At 74.3% G+C, this 12635-nt stretch carries 13 protein-coding genes; 7 read left to right on the top strand and 6 right to left on the bottom strand.

Features of this window, described 5'->3' with window-relative positions; translation table 11 throughout:
• Positions 1–140 precede the first annotated feature (140 nt).
• Positions 141–1373: an FAD-dependent oxidoreductase gene (locus ACIRFL_RS27850; RefSeq protein WP_404033696.1), complete on the top strand. Its 1233-nt coding sequence runs from the start codon at positions 141–143 to the stop codon at positions 1371–1373.
• A gap of 141 nt (positions 1374–1514) precedes the next feature.
• Positions 1515–2033, top strand: coding sequence for an adenylate kinase (locus ACIRFL_RS27845; RefSeq protein ID WP_404033694.1), 519 nt, complete (start codon positions 1515–1517; stop codon positions 2031–2033).
• A 180-nt stretch (positions 2034–2213) separates the two neighbouring features.
• On the opposite strand, the gene ACIRFL_RS27840 is transcribed toward ACIRFL_RS27845, so the two are convergent.
• The 3 genes from ACIRFL_RS27840 to ACIRFL_RS27830 all read right to left on the bottom strand — a co-directional run bounded on the left by ACIRFL_RS27840 (position 2214) and on the right by ACIRFL_RS27830 (position 5251).
• Complete coding sequence (locus ACIRFL_RS27840) at positions 2214–3470, bottom strand: MFS transporter (RefSeq protein WP_404033692.1); 1257 nt, start codon at positions 3468–3470, stop codon at positions 2214–2216.
• On the bottom strand, positions 3467–4681 hold the full coding sequence (locus ACIRFL_RS27835) for a PLP-dependent cysteine synthase family protein (RefSeq protein WP_404033690.1): 1215 nt from the start codon (positions 4679–4681) through the stop codon (positions 3467–3469). Before ACIRFL_RS27835 ends, ACIRFL_RS27840 begins: the two co-directional genes overlap by 4 nt.
• A 135-nt stretch (positions 4682–4816) precedes the next feature.
• A complete protein-coding gene (locus ACIRFL_RS27830) occupies positions 4817–5251 on the bottom strand; it encodes a hypothetical protein (RefSeq protein ID WP_404033688.1) in 435 nt (144 codons plus the stop codon).
• Positions 5252–5507: 256 nt separating this feature from the next.
• Between ACIRFL_RS27830 and ACIRFL_RS27825 the strand changes: the two genes are divergently transcribed.
• On the top strand, positions 5508–6011 hold the full coding sequence (locus ACIRFL_RS27825) for a hypothetical protein (protein ID WP_404033686.1): 504 nt from the start codon (positions 5508–5510) through the stop codon (positions 6009–6011).
• A 57-nt stretch (positions 6012–6068) separates the two neighbouring features.
• Here ACIRFL_RS27825 and ACIRFL_RS27820 read toward each other — a convergent pair whose 3' ends face one another.
• A complete protein-coding gene (locus ACIRFL_RS27820; RefSeq protein ID WP_404033684.1) occupies positions 6069–6548 on the bottom strand; it encodes a DUF6174 domain-containing protein in 480 nt (159 codons plus the stop codon).
• A gap of 232 nt (positions 6549–6780) precedes the next feature.
• Between ACIRFL_RS27820 and ACIRFL_RS27815 the strand changes: the two genes are divergently transcribed.
• Positions 6781–7797 (top strand): cation diffusion facilitator family transporter, encoded by a 1017-nt coding sequence (locus tag ACIRFL_RS27815; protein WP_404033682.1) that lies wholly within the window; start codon positions 6781–6783, stop codon positions 7795–7797.
• Between the two features lie 41 nt (positions 7798–7838).
• Here the strand turns inward: ACIRFL_RS27815 and ACIRFL_RS27810 are convergent, their stop codons facing one another.
• A complete protein-coding gene (locus ACIRFL_RS27810) occupies positions 7839–8486 on the bottom strand; it encodes a DUF3105 domain-containing protein (RefSeq protein WP_404033680.1) in 648 nt (215 codons plus the stop codon).
• Positions 8487–8632: 146 nt separating this feature from the next.
• Positions 8633–9058 (bottom strand): hypothetical protein, encoded by a 426-nt coding sequence (locus ACIRFL_RS27805; RefSeq protein ID WP_404033678.1) that lies wholly within the window; start codon positions 9056–9058, stop codon positions 8633–8635.
• 266 nt (positions 9059–9324) lie between these two features.
• Between ACIRFL_RS27805 and ACIRFL_RS27800 the strand changes: the two genes are divergently transcribed.
• The 3 genes from ACIRFL_RS27800 (at position 9325) to ACIRFL_RS27790 (ending at position 12373) form a co-directional block, all read left to right on the top strand.
• Positions 9325–9699: an SAV_915 family protein gene (locus ACIRFL_RS27800; RefSeq protein ID WP_404033676.1), complete on the top strand. Its 375-nt coding sequence runs from the start codon at positions 9325–9327 to the stop codon at positions 9697–9699.
• Positions 9696–11033, top strand: coding sequence for a diaminopimelate decarboxylase (gene lysA / locus ACIRFL_RS27795; RefSeq protein ID WP_404033674.1), 1338 nt, complete (start codon positions 9696–9698; stop codon positions 11031–11033). The genes ACIRFL_RS27800 and lysA overlap by 4 nt, the downstream gene beginning before the upstream one ends.
• Before the next feature lie 206 nt (positions 11034–11239).
• Positions 11240–12373, top strand: a complete 1134-nt coding sequence (locus ACIRFL_RS27790) for a PP2C family protein-serine/threonine phosphatase (protein ID WP_404033672.1) — start codon at positions 11240–11242, stop codon at positions 12371–12373.
• Positions 12374–12635 lie beyond the last annotated feature (262 nt).

Below are 12635 nucleotides of genomic sequence, written 5' to 3'. Positions count from 1 at the left end.
GGATCCCGGTGGCGGGCGCGCGTCCGCCACCGGGATCCGGCTCCTTCGGGATGCCGTGGCGGGGGTCCGGCGAGTACACTATTCACTGCGTGATGAATTACTGGTGGCCAACCGCTGCTCTCCGGAAAGGCAGGGCCGTGATGGAACGGACCACATGTTGTGTCGTCGGCGGCGGTCCCGCGGGCATGGTGCTCGCCCTGCTGCTGGCCCGGGCCGGCGTCGAGGTGACGGTCCTGGAGAAGCACGACGACTTCCTGCGTGACTTCCGCGGCGACACCGTGCACCCCTCGACGCTCGCCCTGCTGGACGACCTGGGCCTGGCCGAGAGGTTCGCCCGGCTCCCGCAGCGCCGGGTGCACACCGTCCAGATGCCCGTCGGGGCCGGCCGGTCCCAGGTCACGGTCGCCGACCTCGCGGTGCTGCGCGGCCCGTACAACTACGTGGCCATGGTGCCCCAGTGGGACCTCCTGGACCTGCTCGCCGACGAGGCCCGGCGCGAACCCGCCTTCCGGCTGCGGATGGGCACCGAGGCCGAGTCCTTCCTGGTCGAGCGCGGCCGGGTGACCGGCGTCCGCTACCGCACCCGGGACGGCCGCCACGGAGAGCTGCGCGCCCTGCTCACCGTCGCCTGCGACGGCCGCGGCTCCCTGGCCCGCTCCCGGCCGGAGCTAGGGCTGCGCCGCTACCGCTGCCCGATGGACGCCTGGTGGTTCCGGCTGCCCCGGCATGAGGGCGATCCGCGCGGACTCGTCGGTGCCGCGGGCGACCGCTTCCTGACCGCGATGATCGACCGCGGGGACTACTGGCAGTGCGCCGCCCTCATCCCCAAGGGCTCCGACGCCCGCCGCCGCGCCGCCGGACTCGACCGCTTCCGCGCCGAGTACGCCGCCGCCGCCCCCTGGATGACGGACCGCGTCGGCCGGCTGCGCTCCTGGGACGAGGTCAGGCTCCTCGACGTCCGCCTGGACCGGCTGCGCCGCTGGCACCGGCCCGGTCTGCTGTGCATCGGCGATGCCGCCCACGCGATGTCCCCGGTCTTCGGCATCGGCATCAACCTCGCCGTCGAGGACGCCGTGGCCGCCGCGCGTCATCTGGTCGGGCCGCTGCGCCGCGGCACCGTGGGCCTGCACGACGTGCGCGCCGTCCAGCGCCGCCGCCGTCCCACCACCGTCGCCACCCAGGGGCTGCAACGCCTGGCCCACGCACGCCTCATCGCCCCCGTCCTGGAGGGCCGCCCGCCCCTCGGCGATGTGCGCAGGGCCCGGCGTGTGGCCGGTCTGCTCGCCGACTCCCGGCTGCTGCGCCGGCTGCCCGCGTACTTCATCGGATACGGCGCACTGCGCGAGCGCCCCCCGAAAAGCACCGTCCGATAGCCGAGCGATCCTCGCGAGAGGGGTGTCCTCGCGGGCCCGGCTGTGCTGCGGCGCCCCCAAAGGGGCGCGGGGAACTGCGCGCCCAGCCACAACGCTCGGGCAGCCGAACGACCGTCGCACCACGGTGAGTAGAGTGCCGGTATGCGGCGGATTCTGGTGGTGGGTGTCACCGGTGCGGGAAAATCCACGCTCGCCCGGGCGGTGAGCGACCGACTGGGGCTGCCCTACCACGAGATGGACGCGCTGTACTTCGACGGCCCCGGCTGGTCCGTGAACGCCGCACTGGCCGAGGACGTGGCGGCGCTCACCGCCGAGCCCCGCTGGGTCTTCGACTCGCTCGGCTACCCGGAGGTCCGCGACCTGATGTGGGAGCGGGCGGACACCGTCCTCTGGCTGGACTACCCGAGAAGGATCGTGATGCCCCGCATCCTGCGCCGGTCCCTGCGGCGCACGGTGATGCGCGAGGTGGTCTACGCCGGCAACAGGGAGACCTGGCGGGACTGGCTGACGCGGCAGCACCCCGCCTGGTGGGCCTGGTCCCAGCACCGGGCCCGTCACCGTGAGATCGAACGACGGGTCCATGACCCGAGGTTCGCCCCGCTCAAGACTCACCGGTTCGGCCGGCCCGCCGCTGCGGCGCGCTGGCTGGCGGCCCTGTGAACCGGCGGTAGCCGAACACCCCGGCCACCCCGCCGGCGAGACCGCTGCCCGAACGCTCCCTTCTTCCACGGCGGTTGACCGGCGACCGGGAACAGCTCCGCTCACGGCCCGGCGAGCACCGGGGTGCGGGGCAGCCGGTGCCCCGCACGCCGGTGCTCACATGACGCGGCGAGTCGCCGGTCAGGCGGTCACCCGCTGCGGCTGCCGTACGGTCAGCCGCCCGGTACGGGCGAGCGCGGCGATCGAGGCGGCGCACCCGAGGCCCGTCGCGGCCAGGGCGCCCCAGGTGAGCCAGAGGGCGTCGTGCCGTACGGCGAAGTCCCACAGCGCCCCCGTGGCGAGGTTGCCGAGGGTGATGCCCAGGCCGGAGACGGTGTTGTAGAGGCCGTAGTGGGTGGCGACCAGCCGGTCGCCGGCGAGCGAGACGACGGTGTCCATCTCGAAGGGGTAGACGACCGCGCCGCCCGCCGCCAGCAGCACGACCGCGGTCAGCAGGGCGGCGACCACCGCCGCCGCGGCGCGGTGCGGCACGAGCGCCAGCGGCACGAACGCCAGCCCCATCGCCGTGAGCCCGCGCACCAGTGCCTCATGGCCGCTCCAGCGTTTCCTCGCCCAGCCGGTGAGCCGGAGCTGGCCCAGCACGGCGACGGCCGCCGACACCACGAACAGGCCGCTGGTGACGGCCGTGCCGTCCGCGCCCAGGGCGTCGGCGGCGGCCAGCGGGAGGGCCAGATAGACCTGGAACGTCAGGACGTACGAGCCGATCATGGCGGTGGCGAAGAGCAGGAACGGCCGGTTGGCCACCACGCCGCGCCACTGCGCCAGCACCCCCTCGCGCCCCGCGCCGGTGCCGGCCGCCGCGTCGCGCCGGGCCGGCAACGCGCGCCACTGCAGCAGGGTCAGCGCGCCGAAGACGCCCGCCGCCGCCGTGCCGACCAGCCTGAAGTCGGTGGCCAGCAGGCCGAGTCCGACCAGCGGACCGAGCAACATGCCCGCCTGGTAGTGCACGTTGAACACGGCGAACGCGTCCACCCGGCGCTCACCCGCCTCCACGGCGAGATAGGCGCGCACGGCCGGATTGAACAGCGCGCCCGCGAACCCCGTCGCCGCGGAGGCGACGACCAGTGCGGGCAGGTTGTCGACCCAGCCGAGCAGTCCGAAACCGACCGTGCGCAGCAGACAGCCCGCCATGATCGGGGCCTTGTAGCCGTAGCGGTCCGCGAGGGTGCCGCCGATGAGGAACATGCCCTGCTGGGAGAAGTTCCGCACGCCCAGCACCAGTCCCACCGCCCAGGCGGCGAGACCGAGCGCACCGGAGAGATGGACGGCCAGATAGGGCATGAGCATGTAGAAGGCGAGGTTGATGGCGAACTGATTGGCCATCAGCAGCCTCACGGCGGGCGGGAAGGAGCGGGTCTGCCGCCACAGGTTCCTCATCGCGCGGCCCCCGAGAGCCGGGGGAGGCCGCCGCCCGCGAGCGGGTCGGTGACATGGGTGCAGCGCGTCCAGCGGGTGACGGCCCGCTCGCCCGCCTCGCCGATCTCGTCCGGTTCGTCGGCGGGCGGGTGCCCGAGCAGACCGTGCCGCCGGCAGTAGGCGTCGTCGAAGACGGTGCCGACGTAGCGCTGCGGTCCGTCGGGGAAGACGGCGGCGATGCGGTCCTCGGCGGGCAGGGTGCGGGCCAGCCAGCGGGCGACCAGGGCCACCGCACCCACGCTCCAGCCGCCGGTGGCGTAGTGGTGCCGGGCCAGCCGGCGCGCGGCCCACACCGCCTCGGGCGCGGCCACCCAGTGCACCTCGTCGAAGAGGCCGTAGGCGACGTTGCGCGGGTAGATGCTGCTGCCCAGGCCGCGCATCAGACGCGGCGCCGCGGGCTGGCCGAAGATGGTGGAGCCGGTGGTGTCCACGCCGACCACGCGCAGCCCAGGGAAGAAGCCGCGCAGCACGGAGGCGATGCCCGCGGAGTGGCCACCGGTGCCCACGGACACCACCAGGGCGTCGATACGGCCGAGTTGGGCGACGAGTTCGTGGGCGAGCGGGGCGTAGGCGGCCACGTTGTCCGGGTTGTGGTACTGGTCCGGGCACCAGGCGTCGGGGTCGGCGGCGAGCAGTTCGGTGACGCGGTCGCGGCGGGCCTGCTGCCAGCCGCCTTCCGGATGCGGGTCGCCGACCAGGTCGACCTCGGCGCCGTAGGCGGTGAGCAGGCCCGTCATCAGGGGCTCCATGCCAGGGTCGGAGACCACGGTGACCGGGTGGCCGTACGCCGCGCCGGCCAGGGCCAGACCGAGGCCGAGGGTGCCGGACGTCGACTCGACGATGCGGGCGCCCGGCAGCAGCCGGCCGCGCTCACGGGCGGCGCGGACCATGTACAGGGCGGTGCGGTCCTTGATGCCACCGGGGTTGTGCCCTTCGAGCTTGGCCCAGAAGCCGCGCCCTGCGGCCGTGAAGGGGTCCCCGATCCACAGGACGGGGGTGTCGCCGACGAGACCTGCGGGGGTGTGCAGCGGATGCTTGGCGTCGGCGAGCAGCCCCGCGGGGCAATGCGGCGCGGACGCGTACGGGACGGGTGAGTGCTGGACGGGGCGGTGCTGGACGGGTGAGTGCTGGGCGGGGGACTGCGGCACCGGTGTGCCGTCGTGCTGCTGCATGGCGTGCTTCTCCCGCGGCCGGTGAACACGCTCAGGTGCCGGCCGCCTGGTTCGAAGGAGCGGGGGTCCGGTCGGTCGGAGCGCGGCGCGGCGGCAGGCACGGGGCCATGGCACGTCGCGCGGCTCGCGGTCCGGTCAGGACCTCCACACGCCCAGGCGGGCTCTCGACCGGCCGGCCGTGGCCGGTCCGGGCGCCGGACCGGCGGGCGGGCCCGTCCTCGCGGCGGGGAGTGCTTCGTCACCGCCGGTGGTCGCCTCGGCCTCGTCCACGGCGGGGACGGGCGAGGCGATGTCCCGGGGCGGCTGGACCGTGGGCTCGTCGGTGTCCCAGCACTGCGCCAGGTCGTCCCCCGAGGGCGGCGCGGGACGCGTGACCGGTACGGCGAAGGGCGGCGACGCCTGGCCGCAGGCGGCCCCGGCCGGCAGGGGGGTGTCGGCCCGTACGGATCCCGCCGGGACCGGGCCGTGGGCGCAGCCGAGCACGTGGACCAGCGCGGCGAGCAGCACCACCAGTGCCGCTCCGGCCCGTGTCACGGGCCGGTGCTCGCGACGTACCGACCAAGCCACCATGGGCACACAACGTAGTCGATCATGTGCATAAAGTTCCGGTGAGGCATGCCGGGCGCGGCCCCCGCGCCGTCCGGGACACCGCGCCGGCGCCGGTGACCGGCCCGGAAGCCCGCCGGGGCGGCGGGCCCGCGGCGCGGGGACGGCGACATGTGTGCGATCACCGCATCGGGTGAACGCAGAGCGGTGTGCGCCCGTATCTCCCCTCGACAGTCCGTCCGCCGCGCGGACGACGCCGGCCCCCAACGGAGCGAGCGACGTGCCCCAGCAGCAGCGATCACACCCCGGCCGCACCCCTTCCCTCGCCCGTCTGGTCCGCGCAGCCGCCTACGCCGCAGGCGTGGCCCTGCTGCCCCTGTCCGCGGCCTGCGGCGGGGGCGAGGACGACGCGGCGCGTCCGCCAGGGGCGTCGGGTACCCCCGCGATCTCCGCGGTGCAGGCCCAGGTCGTGGCGCCGGCGAAGGTCGAGGTCATCGCGCGCCTGACCGACTGCACGGCCAAGATCCGGATCGAGGCGGACGAGCTGCGGCAGGGCGTCTGCCACACCGAGCGCGCCGACTACCTCATCACCACCTTCCCCGAGGAGCGGTTCCAGCGGACCTGGCTGGACACCGCGGCCATGTACCAGGGGGACTTCCTGGTGGGATCCCGCTGGGTGATCAGTGCCGAGCGGGAGTCGCTGGAACGGTTCCGGACCAGGACCGGCGGCACGATCGTCCACATGTCCGGGACGGGCCCGAGCCCGGCGCCGACGCCCTCCTGACACCTGGCGTCCTGCCGATACGGCCGCCTCCTGGGACCGCCGTCCTCTGTGGTGCGGTCAAGGACGGCCGGGACGGAAGTCGCCGATGACGTACAGGGCCTCGTCGTCGACCGCGTTCTTCTCCCGGTCCAGCGCGATACGCGTCGGGTGTCCGTCGGCCGCGAAGTCCGCCTCGGCCGTCGCGGCCCCCTCGCGCCGTGCCCCGTCGAGTTCGGCGAGCAGGTCCTGAAGGGTGGGTACGACGGCGGGTGACCGCTTCACCACGCGGCGGGCGCTCTCGTCGAGTCCGACCGCGTCCACCACCTCGCCGTCGCGGACGGTCACCCGGAAGGTGCCGATCAGCGCCCGTTCCCCCGCGGTCGACGTCAGCGTGTACGTGTACGCGGAGGGCTCCTTCCAGCCGGTCACGGGTGCGACGGCGGGCTTTGTCCCCACCGGGACGGTCTGCCCGCCGCACGCGGTCGCCGCCCCCAGCACCGCCGCGGTGAGCACGAGCCGGGACAGTGGGCAACGGGTGGCACGGGGTACGGCGTACATGGGGGTGCTCCCTTCGGAGGACGGCCGGTCGTCCCTGTGACGCCCCGGCCCCCATGACGGTTCGACCGCCGCGGCGGCCTCCTGGAGCGCCCCGGGCCAGGCCGGGTGTTTGCGCAGGTCAGCGGGCCATTAACGGAGATGACAACGGTCACCGGTGCAGTCTTTGGCGTTTGTCCCGCGCATGCGTTTCACTGCGAGTCGGGCATCCGTCGCGAACGGGGAGGCACACGAGATGAGCGAGCACGACCACGGCGTGGGGCTCGACCACGGCGCGGGCGGCCACGCGGGGCATGCGCACGGGGTGGCCGCGGACGCCGACCGCCGCTGGCTGGCCATCGCGCTCACGCTGATCACGGTGTTCATGGCCGCCGAGGTCGCCGTCGGCATCGTCGCGCGTTCCCTGGCGCTGATCTCGGACGCGGCGCACATGCTCACCGACGCCGTCTCCATCGTGCTCGCACTCGTCGCGATGCGGCTCGCCGCCCGCCCGGCGCGCGGCGGCTACACCTACGGCCTGAAGCGGGCCGAGATCCTGTCCGCCCAGGCCAACGGGCTGACCCTGCTGCTGCTCGGTGCCTGGCTCGCCTACGAGGCGGTGCGCCGGCTGATCGCGCCACCGCAGGTGCAGGGCGGTGCGATGCTGGTCACCGCGCTCGCCGGGATCGCCGTGAACATCGCCGCGACCTGGTGCATCTCCAAGGCCAACCGGGCCTCCCTCAATGTCGAGGGCGCCTACCAGCACATCCTCAACGACCTGTTCGCCTTCATCGGCACGGCGGTCGCCGCCCTGATCGTGGTGCTCACCGGCTTCGCGCGGGCCGACGCGCTTGCCACGCTCGTCGTCGTCGCCCTGATGGCGAGGGCCGGGTACGGGCTGCTGCGCGATTCCGGCCGGATCTTCCTGGAGGCCGCCCCCGCCGACGTCGACCCGGACCTGCTGGGCGACACCCTCGCCGGCCGGCCGTCCGTCACCGAGGTCCACGACCTGCACGTCTGGCAGATCACCTCGGGCCAGCCGGCCCTGTCCGCGCACGTCCTGGTCGACCCGGACGGCGACTGCCACGCCGTCCGCCGGGACCTGGAGGCACTGCTGCGGTGCGACTACGGCATCACCCACACCACCCTCCAGGTCGACCATGCCGCCGCATCCGTCCTGCACGTCACCCGCCCCGGCGAACGGACCGACGGCCCCGGCCACTGCGAGGCACCCCACGGCCCCGCCCACCGCGACGAACCCCACCCGCACTGAGACCGCACCGCCCGGCCGGGCGGTGCGGCCCGGGGCGTCCGTCAGGCCGCTGTGCCTCCGGTGCAGGCGGCACCCGGTTCCGGGGTCTGCTCGCCCTGCACGTACTTCGTGAAGAACCGCTCCACCCGCGGATCCGACGCGGAGTCCACGGACAGCTGCCGCCCCCAGGCCGACAGCATGATCGGAGCGGACTGGCCGGCGTACGGGCTCATCAGCGTGTACGGGGTCCGCCGCACCTTCTCGGCCAGGTCGCCGACGTCGCCGTCCGCCGCCTTGTCGTTGTACGTGACCCAGACCGCGCCGTGTTCGAGCGAGTGGACGGCGTTGGTCTCGTCGATCTCCCGGTCGTAGACGTCGCCGTTGCAGTTCATCCAGACCTGGTCGTGGTCCCCGCCGACGGCCGGCGACATCTTGTAGTCGACCGGCGTGCTGACGTGGTTCCGGCTCAGGTCATCGAAGGTCTTCTCGCCGTCGACCGGCGCGGCGGCGGCGGCCTTCGCCGCCTCGTTCCGCGCCTGGTCGCGGTCCACGAGGTACCAGCCGCCGGCCGCCACGCCGACGACGACGGCTGCGCCGCAGGCCCAGGCGACGATGCGGTTGCGGCGCTCCCGCGCCGCCTGGGCACGGCGTATCTCCGCTATCTTCGCGCGGCGTTCGGCGCGCTGTGCTTTGGCTCGGGACGATCCCATGGCATGTCCTTGTCCCCGCCGTGCCATGGGGGCACGGCGGTGCGGTTCGAGTGGCGGGCGGCCGCGCGAGCTGCGGGGCCGCGGCAGGCATGGCGGGCGCGCACGCGCGCCGGACCGGGGGTCCGGCGGGGTGCGGTGCGCCGCTGCTACGTCCGCTGAACCTGGAGTTGGTGGATGCCGGGTGTGTGCGTGAGGCCGGCCGCGGGGACGGGGCCCGGCGGCGCGTCGGGCGCCCGCGCGGCGCACACGTCCACCGTCCGCGGGCGCGGCACCGGCACGGGGGAAGCGGAGTTCGGGACGGCCCCGGTCGCCAGCCGGCAGTGCGCGACGCCAGGCCGGTGCCGCGCGTCCGGGCAGACGTGGCCCGCCTCCTCGGCCGCTGCCGCCGCGCCGGCGACCGCCGTGACGGCCTGACCGGAGGCGGCGGCCACCGCGTGGGACCCGCCGGGCGAGGCGTCGGTGCACACCGGGAGCACCCACATCAGCACGGCGAGCAGCGCCGCACAGCGCAGCGCCCACAACGGGACCGCGTGTCCCGCCGTGCCCCGCAATCCCTCGTGCCGGCTGTTCATCGGGGCTGATCGTAGCCAAGCCGTGCCACGGCCGGGCAGGGAGGACGGCGGTGTGCCCGTGCGGGCCAACTGCCGCAGGTGCCGGCGCGGCCGTCGCCGCCGGTGTCAGGGGTCCGTCAGCGTTGGACCGCCGCCCGTCAGCGTCGCGTCATGGGATGCAGCAGGCCGCGACGGCCGGGCATAACGTCGACGCAGAACCCCGGCCTCCCCACGGCCGGGGCGGCCGAGCAGACCCACACGAACACGGATCCCGTCGGAGGCATCCCATGACAGAACTCCTGGACGACGACCCCGAGCCCGCCGATCGGCACCCGGCCGGACGCCTGTACGTCCCGGTCCGGCCGGGACCACGGGGAGACACGCTCTGTGTCTTCCGGATCTTCCGCACTCCCTTGGGCAGCCGCACGGCTGTGGGCTTCACCTCGCCGCGGCGCCTGACCGCGACCCTCGGCCGTGAGCAGGCGTGGATCGAACTGGCCGAACCCGCGCTGCGTGCGCTGCTCGCCCCGCTCGGCATCACCCTCGTCACGGTGGACCCGCAGCTCTCCGCGCCGGCCCCCGCGCCCGCCTTGCTCGCCCCCGCGACGCCGGCGCCCCTGACCGCGGCGCTGACGGCCGGCGCACAGGCGGTGCCCCGATGAGCGTCGTCGACGAGCCCGTACCCACCGCCCCGGCGGCCGCCGGCCTTGCGGTGTGGCCCGCGTCGAGCACCGAGCCGCACCGCGGAGACATCGCCGTGTGCGGGGTGCCGCTGGCCGAGATGGCCGAACGCTTCGGCACGCCCGTCTACGTGCTCGACGAGAGCGAGGTGCGCGAACGCTGCCGCACGTACCGGAACGTCTTCCCCGACGCCGAAGTCCTCTACGCGGCCAAGGCGTTCCTGTGCCGCGCCATGATCCACTGGGTGGACGAGGAGGACCTGGGCCTCGACGTGTGCTCGGCGGGCGAGCTGGAACTCGCGGTCACCACGGGCTTCCCGCCCGAACGCATCGTGCTGCACGGCAACGCCAAGTCCCCGGCGGACCTGCGGGCCGCGCTGCGCCTCGGGGTCGGCCGCGTCGTCATCGACGGCCCCTCGGAGATCGCCCGGCTGGCCGCCGCCGTCGGACCCGGCGGCCGGCAGCGGGTGATGGTGCGGGTCGTGCCCGGCATCAGCGCCGGCGGCCACGAGAAGATCCGTACCGGGACCGACGACCAGAAGTTCGGGCTGTCCATGGCGGACGGCGGCGCCGAACGGGCGATCGCCCGGATCCTCGACCAGCCGCAGCTCGAACTGACCGGCCTGCACTGCCACCTCGGATCGCAGATCACCGACGTCGAACCCTACGCGCGGGCGGTGCGCCGCCTGGTGGCGCTGATGGCGCGGCTCAACGAGCGGCACGGTCTGGTGCTGCCCGAACTCGACCTGGGCGGCGGGCACGGCATCGCCTACCGGCCCGGGGACCGGGCCCTCGACCTGACCGCGCTGGCCCGCACGATCCGTACCGAACTGGCGGCGGCGTGCGAGGCCGCGGGGCTGGCCGTGCCCCGCCTGATCATCGAGCCGGGCCGGGCGGTCGTGGGCCCGGCGGGCGTCGCCGTGTACCGGGTGCTGTCCGTCAAACACACGGCCGGGCACACGTTCGCCGCCGTCGACGGCGGCATGGGGGACAACCCACGACCCGCTCTGTACGGTGCCCGGTACGCGCCCCGGCTGATCGGCCGGCGCACGACGCGGGCGACGGCCCGGGTGACCGTGGTGGGCCGGCACTGCGAGGCCGGTGACGTCCTGGCCGCCGACGTCCCGCTGCCCGACGACCTGCGGGCCGGGGACCTGCTCGCCGTCCCGGTGGCGGGCGCCTACCACCTGTCCATGGCCTCCGGCTACAACATGGTCGGCCGCCCGCCGGTGGTCGCCGTGCGCGCGGGCCGCGCACGGCTCCTGGTCCGGCGCGAGAACCTGGACGACCTCCGCGGGCGTGACGTGGGCCTGTGACGCCCGCTCCCGTGGCGGGGGTGACGCGGGGGACGGCCATGTGGTGTGGTGGAGTGGCACTAAGCAGGTCGAGTGAAGTCCGCTGCGGTTCGGCAGCGCCCCGAAGGGGCGCGGGGAACTGCGCGACCGGCCACGACGGCGCCGCAGATGAACCGACGGCATATCGTGGCATTCCCAGCGGAGCGCTTACGCAGGGGAGTACGCCCATGAGCGCCGAGACCATCTGCACGACGGCGGACGGGGCCCTTCGGTCCCAGGACCGGACGGCGGTGGTCTCCTGGTGGCTGCTCGGCCCCGCGCTGGTGATCCTGGCCATCCCGGTGGCCGACGCGTTCCTGCCGCCCGACGTCCACATCGCGCATCTGCTGGTCGTCGCCTGCGCGGTCACCGCCATCGGCGCGGGTCCGCTCGCCACGGCCCTGATCTGCGGGCTGGCCGTGCTGGCCCTCGTCGTCGCCGGTCTGGAACGGCACACCCTGGCCACCGAAAGCGTCCTCGTCGAACTCGCGGCCCTCGCCGGACTCTGCGTCCTCCTCATCGTCCTCACCCGGCTGCGGGCGCGGCGCGAGCGGGAACTGCTCCGGGTGCGCTCGGTGTCGGAGGCGGCACAGCGCGTCGTGCTGCGCCCGCTCCCCAAGCGGGCAGGACCCGTCTCGCTGGCCTCGGAGTACCGCAGCGCCGAGGCCGACGCCCGCGTCGGCGGCGACCTGTACGCCGCGGCCCGCCGCGCCGGTTCCACCCGGCTGCTGATCGGGGACGTCCGCGGCAAGGGACTGGCCTCGATCAGCGACACGGCGATCGTGCTGGGAGCCTTCCGGGCCGCGGCCCACCGCGCGACCTCACTGCCGGACCTGGTCTCCTACATGGAAGACGCGGTCTCCTGGGGGCTCGCCGAGTTCTCCCAGGCCGAGGAGGACGTCGTCGAGCGCTTCGTGACCGCCGTGATCGTGGAGATCCCGGACGACGAACCGGTCGTCCGGCTGATCAGCTGCGGGCATCCGCCGCCGGTCCTGCTGCACGGCGCCACCGCGCGGCATCTGACGGTGCCCGAGCCCGCTCCGCCGCTCGGCCTCGGCGACCTGTCCGCGGCGGCGTACGTTGCGGTCACCCATCCCTTCCAGCACGGCGACCGGCTGGTGCTGTACACGGACGGAGTCAGCGAGGCCCGTGACGAGCACGGGGTCTTCTACCCGCTCTGCGCCCGCCTCGCCGCCTGGGCGGACGAGGCGCCCGTGCCGCTGGTCCGGCGCATCTCCGCGGATCTCAGGGAACACGCGGGAGGCCGGCTCGACGACGACATGGCCCTGATCGTCGCGCACCGGGACGGCACCCGCCTGTGAGCACCCGAAGAAGCCCGGTCCACAGGCCGCACCCCGGCGCCCTTCGCTCGTCGGACCGCGGGCCGCCGCGGGCGGTGGTCTTCGGAACAACGGGAGCTGCGCGCTGACTTGGTGCTTTACCGGGTTCCTTGCAGAAAGCCCCGGCGTTCACGCCGGGGATGAATGCGTCTCAAGACTGCTCTGACGTGCACTTTTAGAGCGGACGTTTTTGCTGCTCGATGTACCGGCGGACGATCGCCAACGGTGCTCCGCCGCACGATGC

This window comes from Streptomyces sp. NPDC102462 (genome assembly GCF_044765425.1).
Classification (GTDB): Bacteria; Actinomycetota; Actinomycetes; order Streptomycetales; family Streptomycetaceae; genus Streptomyces.
The sequence above is the reverse complement of the archived record's forward strand: the minus strand, read 5'-3'. Positions and strand labels throughout refer to the sequence as shown.